Consider the following 17,822-nt stretch of genomic DNA (forward strand, 5'->3'; position numbering starts at 1 on the left):
CACCTCGAAATGAGCGAACCGCCGAATTTCCCCGACTGGATCGAGCCCATGGCGGCGACACTCACTCAAGAGCGATTTAGCGGTCCCGAATGGACCTTCGAACGGAAGCTCGACGGCATTCGGCTCGTGGCGTTCAGGCAGGGGAACGACGTGCGGCTGTTTTCGCGAACGCACCTGCCCAAGTCCGTGCCTTCGGTCGCCAACGCGATCGCCGAGCTGCCCGTGACCGACGTCGTACTCGACGGGGAACTCACGTGGGACGCTGGGATCGTGGAGTATCACGTCTTCGATGTCGTGTGGCTCGACGGGCGCGACCTGACCGGCCTTCCCCTCACGGAACGCCGCGCCATTCTCGATTCGCTACCACTTCGCGTCCCGGTCGTTCGTGTACCCGCGATGATGGACGCCGAACCCTGGGAGCGCGCGCGCATCGAAGGCTGGGAGGGGGTGATCGCGAAGCGACTCGATTCGCCGTATGAGCAGAAGCGGTCTAAGCACTGGCTCAAAATGAAGTGCGAGACGTCGCAGGATTTTGTCGTCGGCGGTTTCACCGACCCACAGGGGGCACGAGCCGGGCTTGGCGCACTCCTCGTTGGCTACTTTGAAGGCGACGATTTTGTCTTTGCCGGTAAGGTCGGTACGGGCCTCGATACAAAAATGCTCATGGAACTTCGCGCACGCCTCGACGCACTCGAGATGACGGAGACGCCGTTCACGAAAGCCACGGGGCTCCCACGCGTGCGAGCGCATTGGGTCAAGCCGGAGATCGTCGTGCACGTCGCCTTCATCGAATGGACGGTGCACAGCAAGCTGCGCCACTCGAGATTACTCGCTGAGCGCCCCGATCGATCTGCGCGCGACGTGGTGCGTGAATCATGACCGACGCGTCGGTGGCCATTTCACATCCGGAGAAGGTGATGTTTCCGGACGACGGAATCACCAAAGGCGAGCTCGCCGAGTATTACGCGCGCATTTCGCCGCTCATGCTGCCGCACATCGCAGGGCGACCTGTCACGATGGAGCGATTTCATCGAGGCATTGGCGAGAAGGGCTTCTTCCAAAAGAACGTCGACAAAGGTCCGAAGTGGCTCGAGCGAGTCACAGTTCCGAAGAAAGACGGCGTCGTGAACTATCCTGTAATCACCGACGAGCGCGGGCTGCTCTGGCTCGCCAATCAGAATTGCATCACGCCACACGTGTGGGTGTCGCGTGTGCCGCGACTTCTGTATCCGGATCTCTGTCTGTTCGATCTCGATCCGCTGGACGATGACGCAGACGCCCTTCGCAACGCCGCACTCCTCGTCCGCGACGTACTGGCCGAACTCGGTTGCCCGAGTTGGGTGAAGACGTCTGGGTCGAAGGGCTTTCACGTTGCCGTTCCGCTCGACGGAAGCGCCGACGCTGGCCGTGTGGCGCGTTTTGCGCATGCCGTTGGACTCGCTCTCGTGCGCCGCGATCCTGCACATCTCACACAAGAATTCTATAAATCCGATCGCGGAGGACGTATCCTCGTCGATACCGGTCGCAACGAGTTTGGGGCGACGTACGCGGCAACATATGCTGTTCGGCCGAAGCCGGGAGCGCCCGTGTCGGCACCGTGCACTTGGGAGGAAGTCGAGAGTGGGCGCGCTGCACCACAGACGTTCACGCTCAGAACGATGGCGCGCCGAATCGACGAGGTTGGCGATCTCTGGGCTGACATCTATCAAGGCGCAGTCTCACTACCAGAACATCCGTAGAACCATGCCTCAATTGCGCGTCACGTACATCGGCGGCCCAACCGCGATCCTCGAGTTGAACGGTTTGCGTTTTCTTACCGATCCGACGCTCGATCCCGCGCCAACCGACTATCCGACCGCCGTCTACACACTGCACAAGACGCAGTCACCCGCAGTCGACGCAAACGACATCGGGACCATCGACGCAGTTTTGCTCAGCCACGATCATCATTTCGACAATCTCGATCACGCTGGGCGCGCGATGCTGGCCAAAGCCCGCACGGTGATCACGACGAAAGCAGGAGCCGAACGACTTGGTGGAAACGCCGTTGGACTGGCAGCGTGGGAATCGATCGAGTTGCGTTCGACCACTGGTTCCATGGTGAGCATTACTGCAACGCCGGCGCGTCACGGTCCGCCAGACGGCGATCGCGGACCCGTCATTGGATTCGTGCTCGAGAGTTCGGAGAAGTCAGATCCCGTCGTGTATGTCTCCGGCGACACGGTATGGTACGACGGCGTCGCCGAGGTAGGCCGTCGGTTCGATGTCGATGTCGCAGTGCTCAATCTTGGCGCCGCTCGCGTCGCCGTCGCTGGACCGCACGATCTGACATTCAACGCGGACGAAGCGGTAACGCTTGCGGTCGCTTGGCCAAGGTCAACGATCGTCCCGCTGCATTTCGAAGGATGGACTCACTTCACGGAAGGCGCCGCCGAGGTGAAGGCGACCTTCGAAGCTGCGGGACTTGGCGATCGGATCCGCTGGCCCGCGCCCGGCGAGCCCGCGCAGTTCGGCGCGGAGCCTGCATGATGTGATCGCATGCCAGTCGAGACGGCGGCAAACACACGCCGGCACACGATCCTCCAGCGCCTAAAAGTCGAGACCGCGGATCTTCACGCGAGGCTCGACGCATCGCTTCCGCTGACTGGCGATCGCATCTCGCGCGATGGCTACGTGCGATCGCTGGCTGGTCTGCGCGACGCCATGCACGCGATCGAGACCCGGCTTCAAGCGCACGCCGCGTCGCTCGCTCGGTACGGATACGTCCTCGATGAACGATCGAAAATCGCTTTGCTCGATGACGACCTTCATTGGTTTGGAGAGCACTCTGAACTTGTAACGCTGAGCGAACTCAGGCTTCCGAACGCTGCGGCCGCGTTCGCGGCAGTGTACGTCATCGAAGGTGCGACGCTCGGCGGGCAGATCATCGTCCGCCACGTGTGCGACGCACTCGATCTGTCGCCGCCGAACGGATGCCGGTTCTTCACCGGCAACGGCGTGGAAACCGGCGCGATGTGGCGACGAACATGCGCCTCGATCACCAACTTCGTCGAATCCGCCGGACCCGACTCCGGCTCGGCTGATGAAATGGTCGCGGCCGCGCGCGCGACTTTCGCGTTCTTCGAGGCGGCGCTGGCGAGTCGACTGAACGAGCACGCCTAAAAACGAAGAAGGTTCCGCAACCATGACTCGTGTCAGCGGCGTCAGCTCGTTCGTCGATCCTCGCACTCCGATCGACCTCACGAACTGCGACCGCGAGCCAATTCACATTCCGGGTGCGATTCAACCACACGGCGTGTTGCTCGGTTGGGATGAGGGAAAGGACTCGATCATTGTGGCGAGCGCCAATGCAACCACGGCGTTCGGAATTCAGAAGGGTGGTCTGATTGGGCGATCGCTTCGAGACGCGCTTGGTGTCGCCGCGAGCGACGCGATTCGCGCGGCTTTGGGACGACACGAAGCTCGCCATGAGACGACCGCGCAGTTGCCCAGCGGAGATGGGTGGCTTGCCGGCGAGCGAACAGATATCTGCGTCTACCGAAGCGGTGGGCTCGTCGTGCTCGAGTTCGAACGCGGTGATCCATCCAGCGAGCTCACACCGGCGATGTTTCGCGACGTCGTACGCGATACGCTGGTCCACATCGAACATGCAAATACGCTCATCGGTCTCGCGGCGCAGATCGCCGAGCAAATGCGGCGGATCACAGAGTTCGATCGCGTGTGGGTCTATCGATTTCATGAAGACTGGCACGGCGAGATCATCGGCGAATCGAAGCGCGAAGGAATCGAACCGTGGCTCGGATTGCACTATCCAGCATCAGACATTCCCGCGCAGGCGCGAGCGCTGTTTCTCCGAAACTGGGTGCGGTCGATCCCGGACATATCGTTCACGCCCGTCCCGATTCTTCCTGAGATAAACCCGCTCACGCATGAACCACTCGACCTCAGTCTGTCCGTCCTGCGCAGTGTGTCGCCGATTCACGTTCAGTATCTGAAGAACATGGGCGTCACGGCGAGTCTGGTGATCTCACTTATTCACCGTGGCGAGCTCTGGGGACTCATCTCGGGACACCACTACTCAGGGCCGAAGCCCGTATCGTACGCCACGCGTACGCTGTGTGAATTCCTCGCGCAGGCTCTATCGCTGCAGACCGGGTTGGCGGAGGATGTGGAGGATCGCGATCGCGCGCTGGCCGTTCGCGCTGTAGAGACAACGCTGGCCGAGCGCCTCGGTCAAACGACCGATTACCACGACGCACTCACCTCCGGCTCGCCGAATCTACTCGACCTTACCCGTGCCGGCGGCGCCGCAGTGTACGAGGCCGATTCGATCCGAACCGTCGGCGCCACGCCGACGCGCGAACAGTTGTCCGACCTTGCGGCCTGGCTCACGGCGCGGCGGACCGACGTATTTCACACGACCGCGCTCGCCACGCACTTCCCGCCGGCGTCGGCGTATGCCGATATCGCGAGCGGCCTCCTCGCCGTGTCCCTTTCTTCGTCGCGGCCCAAATACATCCTGTGGTTCCGACCGGAGAGCAAGCAAAAGATCTCGTGGGGCGGGGATCCGAATAAGGCCGTCGAAATCGATCGCGAAGGCGCCCCCAGGCTCTCTCCGCGCGGGAGCTTCGCATTGTGGGAGGCAGAGCGACGTGGCAAGTCTGCACCGTGGGAAACCGCTGAAATCGACGCGGCAGTCGATCTGAGACGGAGCGCATTGGATGTGTTGTTACGTCGCGCGGAGGAGCTAGGCGAGCTCAATGCTGAACTCGAGGCGGCCAACGAAGATCTCGAACGATCCGCCGTGGAACTCGGAGCGCAAGCAGATGAGTTGCTTCAGCAGCGCACGGAGCGCGAAGTGCTGCTTCAGCGCGAACGCGAGGCGCGGGCGGACGCCGAGAGTGCCAATCGCGCGAAGGCGGATTTCCTCAAGATGATGTCGCACGAACTGCGCACGCCGCTCAACGCCATCGGGGGATATGCAGAAATCATTGCCCTCGGCGCGCGCGGACCAACGACCGAGCTGCAGCTCGCCGACCTCGAGCGAATTCAGCGCAACCAGCGCCACTTGTTAGGGATCGTCAATAGCATTCTGAATTTTGCCAAAGTCGAGGCGGGCGAAATTCAGCTCGACCTGCGTCGCACGGACATCCGCGCGATCGTCAAAGACATCGGTGCGCTGACCATGCCGCAGATCACCAAGAAGCAGGTCGCGTTCGAGCTTCTGCCAGGCGACGAGCCTCTGATGGCCAGCATCGACACCGAGCGCGCAAACCAGATCGTGCTCAATCTTCTGTCGAACGCGATCAAGTTTACGCCGGAGGGCGGACGTATCATCGTCAGCGCTGCTCCTCGCGGTGACGATGTTGTGATCGAAGTAACTGATACCGGCCGCGGGATACCGACCGAGAAACTCGAGTCGATCTTCGATCCATTCGTGCAGATCGATCGCAGTGCCACGGCGCGTGGCGAAGAAGGACTCGGGCTCGGGCTGGCGATCAGTCGCGACCTCGCGCGCAAGATGCACGGTGATCTCACTGCAGTGAGCGAGATCGGACACGGTTCGACCTTCACGCTCCGGCTACCGCGCGCCGACTAGAAGACCGCTAGACCGTGGTCAGCTCTTCTTCTTCGACGTCCGCCTCGATCGTCACATCGCTTTGCACTGGCGCGACGCGTCGACGGTTCCACGCAAGGAAGCGGCGAAGCGCGAGCGTCATACCCGTGACGCCAAGAACCACAGCAGCGAACGAAACGAGTCCGGCAATCGTCTGACCGAACACGCCGAGTACTTCGCCGGTGTGCGCAAAGCGCATGATCGAGCGCCATCGTCGTCCGGTGCTCTGCGCCGCGAAGGGCTCGTAGCGCACGCTGGCGCCCGTCGCGCGATCGAGCACGAGCTGTGTGCGAAGCTGCGGCTGCCCACCCGTGCCTTCGTCGATCGAGAGCGTGATCGTCTTCGCGGTCGCTTTGGGCAGCGTCGCGCTGATGGTCGTCCACTCGGGAGACTGACGTCGTGCGCTGGCGACGAGTGAATCGAGCGGGATCGACGCGACGGCGACTTCGGGTTCGCGACGTTGGCCATTTCCTTCACCACGACCACCGCCGCCGTTGGCACCTGGCGCTGCCGCCACAGGTGGCGCCTCGCCGGCAGCGCGGTACACGAGATCGCCCGCCCATCTATAGGAAATGACGACGCCGGACAGAACGATCACGAACAGCGGAACCGCGCTCCAGAATCCGAGCACGTTGTGCCAGTTGAAGTCGCGCGCCTTACCCGAGAGTCCACGTCGAAACACAGTCACGTTGCGCACGGCAACGCGCGTCCATTTACGCGGCCACCAGAGATAGAACCCGCTGACGACGAGAAAGAGAAAGATCAGGTTGGACGCGCCGCTGATCATTCGGCCGAGCGCGCGCTTGTCGCCTGTTGCGCCGATTGTGCGATGCCATGCGGTCATGCTGCGAAAGAACGCGCGCACGTCCTTCGATCCTTCGCCGAGCAGTGTGCCGGTGTAGACGTTCACGAGCTCGCGCCGATCGCGTCCGAAGGTCATTTCCGCGGGGGCATCCGGTCGCGCGCGAAGCGTAATCGCAGTCGGCGCCATGCCAGCGGAATCGGTCGCTCGGCGCACCAGCTCGTCGACGCCGAGTCGTGGCGCGGCGACGGACGGCGGTCCGGCATTCACCGCTCGACGATCGGCCCACGCGGTGATCTGCTTTTGATAGGCGAGGAGCGTTCCCGTCGCCGACATGATGATCACAACGATGGCGGCGGTGAGACCGGCCGCGAGGTGGCACCAGAAGAGGATCTTTCGAAACAGCTTCATCGTCGGTCGGGTTGGTCGACAGGGCTGGTTGGAAGCAGCCGTCAACGTACACAGCAATCCAGAGTCATTCAATCGGGATTCCTTCCGATTTCAGGGCGACCTGGCGTAACCCACGCACTGACTTACGCTTTGGCGCCGAACGAAAGGTCGTTTCTCGAGCCGGGATCGATGCGACGCTCAGGGAAGCGATGGTCCCGTCTGGCGACGAAGCCAAGACGGCGTAGATATACGGTCATATGATGACCCCTGCGACCCGTCGCCTGTCGGGAAAACTCGCGCTCACCGGCGCCAGCGCTGGGATCGGAGCCGCCACCCACGCTCTCATCCGTGAAGGCGCGGACCTTCTGCTCGCATGAACGCGGCGCGGCGGCTCGTTCTGTCACTCGTCGCTGTAGTGCCGGCGATCGCCGGAGCGCAGACGAAGCAGATCGTCTTCCTAGCCGGGACGAAAGACCACGGCGTCGTCGGTCGCCACGAGTACGAAAAGGATCTTCGCTCGCTCGCCTATTCACTCGATCACTCTTCGAACGTGCACGGTGTCACGACGAAGATCGTCGTTGGACGAATCGCGCAGGACCTGAGCGATGTGAAGGGCGCGTCCGTGATCGTTATCGAGAGCAGCTCTGAGCGCGATGCACGCGAGACGCATCCGCTCTTTCCTCCGGATCCAACGACGAATCATACGTCGTACGACGCTGCGACAACCGCGTACCTGAAGTCGCTCGATTCACTCATCAAGACGGGTGTTGGCGTCGTGATTCTGCACTATGCGAGCTGGGTCGAGAACTGGATGGCGCGCGGATACTACGTTGATTGGACGGGCGGATTGTGGGTGCAGATGATTTCAAAGAATCCAAATGATCGTTGGTCGATCGCCCTACAGAACGACTCGCATCCGGTGCTACGCGGCGTAAAGCCCTGGACATATCGCGATGAAATCTTCTCGCGGTACTTCCTTCCGGACGATCCGCGCCGAACCAACCTGCTCGTTGGCACACCAGCCACGTCGCCGATCGGACCGCAGGTTGTGTCGTGGGCGTATCAGCGTGCCGATGGCGGGCGAGGGCTTGTCTTTGGCGGTGCCGATTATCACGAGAACATGCAGCTCGAAGATTTCCGACGCTTCCTGTTGAACGGAATCATCTGGGCGGCTGGAATCGATGTGCCGACCGGCGGCGTTCAGTCACCCACGCCGCCGGACGAACCGTGAGTGTGCGTCGAATCGTCGCGACCGTGACAGTTGTCGCGAGTGCCATTGGCTGTCGAGGAAGTCAGGGCGCGAGCAGCAACATGCCCGCTTCGTCGCCACCGCCTCGGCGCTCCTGGGCCGACTACGGCGGAGGCACTGATCAGTCGAGGTTCGTGGCACTCGATCAGATCACGAAGGCCAACGTCGGCAAGCTCGCCATCAAGTGGATCTATTCGACTGCCGACAGCACGGCATATCAGTTCAATCCGATCATCGTCGATAGCGTGATGTACGTGATGGCGAAGGACAATTCGCTCGTCGCGCTCAACGCAGCTACCGGTCGCGAGCTTTGGATTCACGCGAATCTGCGCGGCGTTGCGCGACGCGGGATGAACTATTGGGAGAGCGTCGATCGTCGCGATCGCCGGTTGCTCTTCACGCTCGGCAGCACGCTTCAGGCAATCGACGCTACGACCGGAAAGTCCATTCTCAGTTTTGGAACGAACGGTGTCGTGGATCTGCGGGAGGGTCTCGATCGTGACCCCTCAACGATCCTGCGCGTCCAGTCCGCCACGCCTGGTGCGCTGTTCGACAACTTGCTCATGCTCGGCTCCGCGACAGGCGAAGACTATTTCTCCACGCCGGGACATGTTCGCGCCTACGACGTCATCACCGGGAAGATTGCGTGGACATTCCACACGATTCCGCAGCCTGGTGAGTACGGCTATGACACGTGGCCCAAGGACGCCTACAAGTACATCGGTGGCGTGAACACCTGGGGCGAGATCAGCGTCGATACGAAACGCGGCATCGCCTACTTTCCTGTCGGATCGGCGACGTACGACTACTACGGCGCCGATCGCGCCGGCAGCGATTTATTCAGCACGAGTCTCGTCGCGCTCGATGCGCGTACGGGCAAGCGAGTCTGGCACTTCCAGCTCGTGCACCATGACTTGTGGGACTACGATCCGACGGCGGCGCCGCAGCTCGTCACCGTTCAGCACGACGGTAAGCTCGTCGACGCGGTGGCTCAGGCGACCAAACAGGGTTTTCTGTTCGTGTTCGATCGCGTCACTGGGAAACCGCTCTGGCCAATCGAGGAACGTCCTGTTCCGCCGAGCGACGTCCCGGGTGAACACGCGTGGCCGACGCAGCCATTTCCGACCGTGCTGCCGCCATTCGCCCGTCAATCACTGACGGCGAAAGATCTCACGCCGTTCTTTCTCACCGAGGCCGAGCGCGCGACGTGGACACGTCGCATCGATGCGGCGCGAAAGGGAATGTTCACGCCGCCGTCGCTGACGCAGGAAACCATTGCGATTCCGGGCGCGGTTGGTGGGGCGAACTGGGGAAATACAGCGTCCGATCCGGCACACGGAATGGTCTACATTCTCAATCAGGACTTTCCGTCGTTCTATCATCTCGAGCGTCAGTCATCGCGCAATCGACCTGACGTCGCGCAGCAGGCGGGCGCCGGATCGTCGCGCGGTGCCGACGCGTATGTGCGCGAGTGCAGCGATTGTCACGGGACACGCGGCGCGGGCGGCGCCGGTCCGAGCATCACAGGAATCGGATCACGGATGAACCTCGGCGATTTCCGCGCGATCGTCGGCATGGGTGGATCGCAGATGCCGGCGTTTCCTCACGTCGACGAAACGTCGATCCGAGATATTTACGCCTACCTCGGTGGCGGGGCGAATCTGCAGTTCCTTCCCGTTCCGCAGCGCGCGACAGCGCCGAGCGGTCCGGTGGTCGAAAGCGGCGGCGCGCCCGGCGTTCCGTCGCAAAGCGAAAGCGGACGCAATCGCGAGCCAGCGACATATCCCGCGGGCGTAACAGTGACGGAACGCTATACGACCGACTACGGCCTGGGCCATCCGTACATCATGGCGCCGCCCTGGTCGACGCTCACTGCGTACGACCTCAATCGCGGAACAATCAGATGGAAAGTCCCCATCGGCCAGGACATCATGGCCGCGAAGGAGGGTGGAAAGAACACGGGTGTTCCGCGCGGCACGCAGCGCAACGGCATGATCGTCACACCGACCGGATTGGTGTTTGCCACGGCGAAGGACGGCCATGTCTACGCGTTCGACGCGCAGAGTGGCGACGTGCTATGGTCGGGACAGTTGCCCATGGGTACGGAGGGGCTGCCATCAATGTACGAGGCCGGCGGTCGACAGTATCTCGTCGTCAATGCCACGACGCCGCTTACATGGGGCAAAAAGTCGCGCGAAGGCGGCATCGGCGCGACGGGTCCACGGGGGGCGGGTGGCTACGTCGTGTTCGGTCTGCCATGAGTATTATCATATGAGCGTTCAAATCGATCGACGCGAATTCCTTGGCGTGATCGCCGCTTCTCTCGTCCTGCCTAGCGTCGTCGCGAGAAGCAATCGGCTCATCGTCGGACACACCGGCATCACGTGGGGCTACGCGCCGCAGAACGCCGAGGCGGCGATTCGCGACGTCGCGAGCCTCGGTTACCGTGCATTCGAGTCGTTCGGTAGTGTAATGGACTGGTGGGAAACGCGAGGCGGACTCAAAGCTCAGCTCGATCGGGCCGGCGTTCCGCTGCAGTCGGCGTACTGCCCATTCGAGCTCACCGATTTGTCGAAGCGTGGTGAGAATGTCGCAAATGCCACGCGATGGGGAAAACTGATTCGGTCATGCGGTGGCAGCGTTGCGGTCGTCGGGCCGAATACTGTAGCGCGGCCGGGTTTCGACATGTCCAAGTCGCGCGCGCAAATCGTCTCTGCGCTCAACGATATCGGTCGAGCGCTCGCGGATGCCGGCGTCGTCGGCGTGCTGCATCCGCATACGGGAAGCTGCGTGCAGTCACGGGACGACGTGTACGCTGTGATGGATGCAGTCGACACGCGCGTGATCATGCTTGGGCCGGACGTTGGCGAACTGACCGCCGCCGGCGCCGATCCGTTGCCGATCATTCGTGATTTTCTACCGGTGATTCGACACGCGCATCTGAAGGACTACGATGGTGGCAAGACACACGACGGCTATTGTGCGCTCGGCGGAGGACGCGTGAATCTCGCGGCGGTGGTTGCTGAGCTCGAGAAATCGACGGCCGACATTGCACTGATGGTGGAACTCAACCCGTCTGCAACACCAGGCGATGGAGCAGCGCTCGAAACGGCGCGCACCGCCAAGTCGTATCTGAGAACGCTAGGCTACGCGTTTAGTCGTTAGGCGTTTCCGCTGTCGTGGGTGACTGCAGTTCTAATAGAACTGCAGCAGAGGAAAGCTGGGACGGTCAGCCGGCAAACGAATGCCACAGGCAAGTTTGCCGTAGCCACCGCGCGCGGAAAATTGACGCGCGCGACCTGAGGCGTACCTTCTTCTACGACCCTCACCGTTCCCACCCTCTCAGTTGCAGGAGCGCCATCATGGCACGCAGGACCCTCCTGACTATCCCCGCCGCGCTGCCGATCGCATTCGCGGCAGCGTTTGCACAATCGCCCAATCCGGGCGGCCCGCCGGGGGCGCCGCTCGCCGACTACGCGCTAACCAACGTCCGCATCGTCACGGCTCCTGGCAAAGTGATCGAACGCGGGACCGTTCTCACACACGACGGCCGCATCGCCGCCGTCGGAGCGCAGGTGAACATTCCAGCCGGCGTGGTCCGCATGGACCTCGCGGGCCATACGGTCTTTCCAGGTCTGATCGACGCGGCCACCAGCATCGGACTGCCAAGTCCCACCCGCGCCGTTGCGCCGGCAAGCACCGACGCCGCCGCTGGCCGAGGACGCGGTGGTGGTCGCGGTGCCGCTCCAGCCGGTGGTCGCGGCGGGGCCGCCGCAACACCGGCGCCGCCAGTCGTGCTGCCCGAGCTCGACGCGAGCGCCGAGGCGGCCGACATGTTCACGCCGACGGCTGACGAACTGATTGCTTTCCGCGCCGGCGGTATCACGACGGTCGGACTCGTGTTCAACGGCGGCCTCTTTCCCGGACAGATCGGCGCTGCGCTCACGGGAACCCGCGACGAGTCGCGCATGGCACTTCGCGCCTCGGCCGCGCAGGAGGTTTCGTTCGGCACCAAGCGGGGCGGCTATCCAAGCACCGGCATCGGCGCCTATGCGTTCATTCGCCAGGCGTACATCGACGCGCAGTACGAGGCGCGACTCGACAAAGCGATGAAGGCCGGCACGCCCGGTGCACGCCCGTCGAACGATCCATTCAGCCGGGCGCTGATGCCAGCGGCCGGAAACGAGATGCCGTCGTGGTTTCTTGCGTCAACCGAACGAGAACTCACGCGGGTCGCGGAGATCTCGAAGGAGTTGGGGATCAAGGGTCCCGTGGTTGTCGGCGCGCGTGAAGCCTATCGCTCCGTTCCGACGTTGAAGGCGAGTGCCGCGACGGCGGTTGTCAGTCTCGAATGGCCGATCGCGGATTCGGTGACGGGCCACGAATTCCTGGTCACGGGTTCCGGCCGAGGCGATCCGAAGGCGACGATCGTCGATCCGGCGGTGACCGAAGTCAAGGCGAATGCGGCAACGCTGGCGAAAGCCGGAGTGCCCGTCGCGCTCGCATCCTTTGGCGGCGCGAGCGGCACGACCTTCCGCGATCGCGTGCGTGCGACGATCGAAGCGGGCATGAGCCCGGACGATGCGCTTCGTGCGACCACCGTGACGCCCGCCGCGCTGCTCGGGATCACCTCTGCCGTCGGCACGATCGAAGTCGGCAAACTCGCCAACCTCGTGGTCGTGAGCGGCAACGATCTATTCGCCAGCGGCACTCCGATCAAACACGTTTTCATCGAGGGACGCCTCTACTAGAGGAATCTCATATGCGCATACATAACCTGAGAACGCGTGCGGCGATCGCCGGTGCGGCGGCGCTGCTGGTACCGGCCCTGGTGGCCGCGCAGGACGTCGCGATTCGCAACGCGACCATCATTACGATCAGCAACGGCGATATCCAGAATGCCAACATCGTCGTTCGAAACGGCAAGATCACGGCGGTCGGTCGCAACGCGGCCATTCCACAGGGCATTCGCGTCATCGACGGCACTGGCAAGTTCGTCATGCCAGGCATCATCGACGCGCACTCGCACGCCGCGTTGGAAAACGGCATCAACGAGGGCAGCGAATCGGTGACGCCAGAAGTTCAGGTGCAGCTCAAGAACGATGATCCGGTGATCTACCGCGCGCTCGCCGGAGGCGTCACGGCGGCGAATCTGTTGCACGGCAGCGCCAACACCATCGGGGGCCAGTCGCGCATCATCAAGATGCGTTGGGGCATGCCTGCGGACTCGATGTACTTCAAAGGCGCATTTCGCATCGTCAAGTTCGCACTCGGCGAGAATGTCACTCGCGCCAGCTCGACGGCGGATCCGGAAGATCGTCGCTTCCCGATGACGCGCATGGGTGTCGATTTCACCCTGCGGTATTGGTTCACGAAGGCGAAGGAATACGACAAGGAGTGGACGGACTATCGCGCCACGGCGAAGACGAATCCGAACGCGATTCCTCCGCGTCGTGATCTCAGACTCGAAGCGCTGACGGAAATTTTGCACGGCGATCTCAAGGTGCACGCGCACAGCTATCGCGCTGACGAGATCCTCATGCTGATTCGAGTCGCCGACGAGTTTGGGTTCAAGATTCACACCTTCCAGCACGTGCTCGAGGGCTACAAGGTCGCCGACGAAATCGCGAAGCACGGTGCCATGGCGTCGACCTTCGCTGACATGTGGGCGTACAAAGTCGAAGCCTGGGATGCGATTCCGTACAACATGGCACTGATGACGGAACGCGGCGTCATCGTGTCGGTGAATTCGGATTCCGATGAGCGCATTCGCCGCCTGTATCAGGAAGCGGGTGTCGGTGTTCGCTACGGCAACATGCCAGTGAACGAAGCGCTGAAGATGATCACGCTCAATCCGGCGAAGCAGCTCGGCGTCGACAAGATGGTCGGAACGCTCGACGTCGGTAAAGACGGTGATATCGCCGTCTTCTCGGCGCATCCATTCGCGCCGGCTGCGATGGTCGAGTACACGATCATCGACGGCAAGGTGTACTTCGATCGCAACGATGCGAGCACGCTGCGAAAGGTTGCAGCCGCGCCGGGAGGCGATCGATGATTCGCAACATTCGACAGGTCGCAGCAACACTGACCGCGGCGTTCGTATTCCCTGCGATCGGCGTGGCGCAGTCGTCGCCCGGTCCCGATGGGACGTACCTCATTCGCGGCGGCACAGTTGTGACGGGAACCGGCGAGCGTCTCGCGAATACGAGTATTCTCATTCGCAATGGCCGGATCGCCCAGCTGGGCACGAACATCTCCGTGACGAATGACGTCAAAGTCGTGGATGCAACGGGCAAGTTCGTGTATCCCGGTATGGTCGATAGCTACACTGGTATTGGGCTACAGGAGATTGGTGGCGTCCAGACAATGAGCATGCGGAGCGAGATGGGTCAGTTCAATCCGCATCTCCGCGCGCTGGTCGCGCTCAACATCGAGAGTGAACTGCTCGGCGTGACGCGCATGAACGGCGTAACGTCTGTGCTCTCGGCGCCGACCGGTGGTTCGATCAGCGGTCAGGCCGCGCTGATCAACACCGCTGGCTGGACGTGGGAAGACATCGCCGTGCGTCGTTCAGCGGCAATGATCATCAACCTTCCTGGCGGTGGGCGTGGGGGTCGTGGTGGCGGCGGTGGCGGACGGGGTGGTCGCGGCGGTGGTGCCGCCGAGAGCGGAATGGCCGCGACGGAATTGGACAACTTCATGCAGGCGTCCAAGGACTACGACACGCGTCGCGCAGCCGGCTCCGGGAAGGTCGATCTGTTGTATGAATCGATGCGGCCGCTGTTCGCCAAGGAGATTCCAGCAATCATTGGCGCGAACGGTGAAGCCGCCATTCGCGAAGCGATCGCCTTCGGCGACAAGTGGAATATCCGCGTCGTGATTCAGGGTGGCTCTCAGGCGTACAAGGTGCGCACGCTGCTCGCGCAGAAGAACGTGCCCGTCATTCTGAGTTCGTTGCAGGCGGCGCCGGGCTTCAACACGACTTACGACGAGATCTACGCACAGCCTGGTCTCTTGAACGAGGCCGGTGTGAAGTTCGCATTTTCGACTGGTGCGGGCGCCAACGCCCGGCACGTGCCGTTCCACGCGGCGCTGGCGGTGGCGTATGGACTACCGGAAGATGCGGCGATCAAGGCGCTCACGATTTGGCCCGCCGAAATCTTTGGCGCGGAAAAAGACATCGGTTCGATCGCGCAGGGCAAGTTGGCGAACCTGTTCATCTCTAGTGGCGATCCGCTCGATCTGCGGTCGCAGATCAGCGAGGTGTTCATCAAGGGACGTCAAACGCCGGACGACGATCGCCATAGCCGGCTGTACCTGAAGTACAAAGCACGGCCGCTGCCCCGAACGACGCCGTAAGGGGTCGGAAGTTCATAAAGATTCTGATGACAGGAGCGTGTCACGCCGCGAGACTCTTGCGATGTGACACGCTTCGTGTTTCGCTGAACGATGCCGACTGAATCCGAGATTCTCGCGTACTACGCTGCGCGGGCGAATGAGTATGAAAAAGTCTATGCGAAGCCTGAGCGACAGCGCGATCTTCGCGATCTACAGCGACTCGTTCCGGCGTATTTGGACAGGCGGCGTGTGCTCGAGGTCGCATGTGGCACAGGGTATTGGACACGGCTCATTGCCCAGCGGGCGACGGCGATTACCGGCGTCGATCTCTCGCCCGAAGTCCTTGCCGTGGCACGCACTCATCAACCGGTGGCGACGCCAGCAACTTTTGTCGTCGGCGACGCGTACGCCCTCGATAAGGTCGAGGGAACGTTCGACGCGGCATTCGTCGGCTTCTGGTGGTCACACGTACTCCGTGATGAAGTCGACCGCTTTCTCGTCAACCTGCATCGGCGGCTGCCCGCTGGAGCTCAGGTGTTGATACTCGACAATCGGTACGTTCACGGGAGCAACTCACCGATCACGAGAACCGACGAGCGTGGGAATACGTATCAGCGTCGCGCGCTGGATAGCGGCGCCGAGTATGAGGTGCTCAAGAACTTTCCGTCGCGCGTGGAGCTGCGCACTGCTATCGCAACCACGGGCGGGACCAACATCGCCATTCACGAGCTAGAATATTTCTGGTACACTGCGTACAAGGTGGCGTGACCAGAGAGAAGTAGTCGCCGGGATCGGCGCATGGCTTGGGCGCCGTTCTGGTCGTTCCGTCGTCGCCGAGCGCGTCGGTGTTGAATGGGCGAATCGACGCACTTGCGGCGTTTGTAGGCAGGGTATAGCCTCCCGACGGATCGCTCATTCCAATATTGGAATGAGTGCCTGGCGGCAACGCACCAAGGCCAGCGATTCAGCCGAAGATGAGTATCTCAGTATGCCGCTAAGCGTCTGGACCGTCGGCCACTCAACGCATTCGGCCGAAGAATTCGTTGCGATCCTGCGAAGCCACGAAATCGAGCTCATTGTAGACGTTCGCCGTTTCCCGGGGTCGCGCCGGCTTCCCCAGTTTGCGAGCGCCGCGCTCGAAGCGGAGCTTGCCCAGGCGTCGATCGCGTATCGCTGGATTCCCGCGCTCGGTGGTCGTCGCCGCCCGGATCCGGAATCGGTCAACCTCGGTTGGCGCCATAGCGCCTTCCGCGCCTACGCCGACCACATTGCGACCGAAGAATTCGCCGAAGGACTCTTCGAGCTCTTGATGCTGGCCCGCGGCGTTCGGACGGCGATCATGTGCGCAGAAGTCTTGTGGTGGCGGTGCCACCGTCGAATCATCGCCGACGTCCTGACCTCGCTCGGTGTGTCCGTTTTTCATATCCGCACCGAGTCCGCCGCGGAGGAACACCATCTCGCCCCTCCCGCCAAGCTCGTTCGTGGTCGGTTGACCTACGCCGTCCACTAGCCGATCCACGCTCCAGCCCGGAAGTTGTAGCATCGCATCCGGCCTGGAGAACGCTCCATGAACACGCGCATAGACAGCACGCGACCAGAGTTGACGACGTTTCTTGGTCTCACCTTCGCGTTGAGCGCCGTCTTCTGGTGGCTCATCATCTCGGCCGGCAGCCTCGGCGCGCATGGCGGTGCATATGTGTTCGCGCTCATGTGGTCGCCCGGAGTCAGTGCACTCCTCACGCGCCTCATCTTTCAGCGCAACGTCCGTGGGGAGGGTTGGCGACTCGGCGCACCGCGTTGGCTCGCACTCGCGTATCTCCTTCCGCTTGCTTACGCGATTCCCGCGTATGGCTTCGTGTGGCTCGCGAAGCTTGGCGGTGTCGACTTCACGCGCTTCAACACGAGCATCCTGACGTTCGTCGTACTCGGTTCAATTCAGAGCTTGGTGTCGGCGACTGGCGAAGAGTTGGGTTGGCGTGGCTTCCTCGTGCCGACGCTCGCGCGGACGATGCCCCTCGGTCGTGTCGCCCTGATCAGCGGCGCCATCTGGGCCGCATGGCACGTTCCGCTCATCGCGTTTGCCGACTACAACTCGGGAACGCCGACATGGTATGCTGTCACCTGCTTCGCGATCATGGTCGTGTCGCTTGCACTGCCACTCGCCTGGCTTCGGCTGCGATCCGGAAGCGTATGGCCGGCCGCGATTCTGCACGCGTCGCACAACCTGTGGGTGCAAGGTTTCTTCGATCGTGTAACTGTCGACACTGGACCAACGCGCTGGCTGACCGGTGAATTCGGCGCAGCGCTCGCAGTCACCATCGGGGTGACGGGGTTTGTGTTCTGGCGCTCGCGACGCGCAGTCGATACAGAAACGCTCATCGCTGCACCGTCGTCGGCTGCGTTTTCCAATCCCGCGATGGGATAGG

15 protein-coding genes are annotated in these 17,822 nt (G+C 62.2%); 14 read left to right on the forward strand and 1 reads right to left on the reverse strand.

The window, feature by feature from the left end; all coding sequences use genetic code 11:
- Window positions 1–9: 9 nt before the first annotated feature.
- Genes AC6H4Z_RS01135 through AC6H4Z_RS01155 form a run of 5 tightly spaced genes read left to right on the forward strand, consistent with a single transcriptional unit; the run spans window position 10 to window position 5,599 of the window.
- Window positions 10–879 carry an ATP dependent DNA ligase gene (locus AC6H4Z_RS01135; protein ID WP_497544892.1) on the forward strand — a complete coding sequence of 290 codons (870 nt, stop codon included), beginning with the start codon at window positions 10–12 and terminating at the stop codon, window positions 877–879.
- Window positions 876–1,739, forward strand: coding sequence for a non-homologous end-joining DNA ligase (ligD, locus tag AC6H4Z_RS01140; protein ID WP_497544893.1), 864 nt, complete (start codon window positions 876–878; stop codon window positions 1,737–1,739). The genes AC6H4Z_RS01135 and ligD overlap by 4 nt, the downstream gene beginning before the upstream one ends.
- 4 nt (window positions 1,740–1,743) lie before the next feature.
- Window positions 1,744–2,529 carry an MBL fold metallo-hydrolase gene (locus AC6H4Z_RS01145; RefSeq protein WP_497544894.1) on the forward strand — a complete coding sequence of 262 codons (786 nt, stop codon included), beginning with the start codon at window positions 1,744–1,746 and terminating at the stop codon, window positions 2,527–2,529.
- 9 nt (window positions 2,530–2,538) lie between these two features.
- The gene (locus tag AC6H4Z_RS01150) at window positions 2,539–3,162 is read left to right on the forward strand and encodes a biliverdin-producing heme oxygenase (protein ID WP_497544895.1); all 624 of its coding nucleotides are present in this window, start codon (window positions 2,539–2,541) and stop codon (window positions 3,160–3,162) included.
- 22 nt (window positions 3,163–3,184) lie between these two features.
- Window positions 3,185–5,599, forward strand: coding sequence for an ATP-binding protein (locus AC6H4Z_RS01155; RefSeq protein ID WP_497544896.1), 2,415 nt, complete (start codon window positions 3,185–3,187; stop codon window positions 5,597–5,599).
- Between the two features lie 7 nt (window positions 5,600–5,606).
- Here the strand turns inward: AC6H4Z_RS01155 and AC6H4Z_RS01160 are convergent, their stop codons facing one another.
- Window positions 5,607–6,830: a PepSY-associated TM helix domain-containing protein gene (locus tag AC6H4Z_RS01160; protein ID WP_497544897.1), complete on the reverse strand. Its 1,224-nt coding sequence runs from the start codon at window positions 6,828–6,830 to the stop codon at window positions 5,607–5,609.
- Between the two features lie 352 nt (window positions 6,831–7,182).
- Here AC6H4Z_RS01160 and AC6H4Z_RS01165 point away from each other — a divergent pair, with 352 nt between their 5' ends.
- From AC6H4Z_RS01165 to AC6H4Z_RS01205, 9 genes are all read left to right on the forward strand, one after another.
- Window positions 7,183–8,040: a ThuA domain-containing protein gene (locus tag AC6H4Z_RS01165; RefSeq protein WP_497544898.1), complete on the forward strand. Its 858-nt coding sequence runs from the start codon at window positions 7,183–7,185 to the stop codon at window positions 8,038–8,040.
- A complete protein-coding gene (locus AC6H4Z_RS01170) occupies window positions 8,037–10,319 on the forward strand; it encodes an outer membrane protein assembly factor BamB family protein (protein WP_497544899.1) in 2,283 nt (760 codons plus the stop codon). Before AC6H4Z_RS01165 ends, AC6H4Z_RS01170 begins: the two co-directional genes overlap by 4 nt.
- A 10-nt stretch (window positions 10,320–10,329) precedes the next feature.
- Window positions 10,330–11,223, forward strand: coding sequence for a sugar phosphate isomerase/epimerase family protein (locus AC6H4Z_RS01175; RefSeq protein WP_497544900.1), 894 nt, complete (start codon window positions 10,330–10,332; stop codon window positions 11,221–11,223).
- A gap of 197 nt (window positions 11,224–11,420) precedes the next feature.
- Window positions 11,421–12,809: an amidohydrolase family protein gene (locus AC6H4Z_RS01180; protein WP_497544901.1), complete on the forward strand. Its 1,389-nt coding sequence runs from the start codon at window positions 11,421–11,423 to the stop codon at window positions 12,807–12,809.
- A gap of 11 nt (window positions 12,810–12,820) precedes the next feature.
- Window positions 12,821–14,113 carry an amidohydrolase family protein gene (locus AC6H4Z_RS01185; protein WP_497544902.1) on the forward strand — a complete coding sequence of 431 codons (1,293 nt, stop codon included), beginning with the start codon at window positions 12,821–12,823 and terminating at the stop codon, window positions 14,111–14,113.
- Window positions 14,110–15,417 (forward strand): amidohydrolase family protein, encoded by a 1,308-nt coding sequence (locus tag AC6H4Z_RS01190; RefSeq protein ID WP_497544903.1) that lies wholly within the window; start codon window positions 14,110–14,112, stop codon window positions 15,415–15,417. The genes AC6H4Z_RS01185 and AC6H4Z_RS01190 overlap by 4 nt, the downstream gene beginning before the upstream one ends.
- Before the next feature lie 90 nt (window positions 15,418–15,507).
- Window positions 15,508–16,164, forward strand: coding sequence for a class I SAM-dependent methyltransferase (locus AC6H4Z_RS01195; RefSeq protein WP_497544904.1), 657 nt, complete (start codon window positions 15,508–15,510; stop codon window positions 16,162–16,164).
- Window positions 16,165–16,324: 160 nt separating this feature from the next.
- Window positions 16,325–16,906 (forward strand): DUF488 domain-containing protein, encoded by a 582-nt coding sequence (locus AC6H4Z_RS01200; RefSeq protein ID WP_497544905.1) that lies wholly within the window; start codon window positions 16,325–16,327, stop codon window positions 16,904–16,906.
- Window positions 16,907–16,963: 57 nt separating this feature from the next.
- On the forward strand, window positions 16,964–17,821 hold the full coding sequence (locus tag AC6H4Z_RS01205; RefSeq protein WP_497544906.1) for a CPBP family intramembrane glutamic endopeptidase: 858 nt from the start codon (window positions 16,964–16,966) through the stop codon (window positions 17,819–17,821).
- Window position 17,822: the final 1 nt, after the last annotated feature.

The organism is Leucogemmata humicola, from assembly GCF_055379415.1.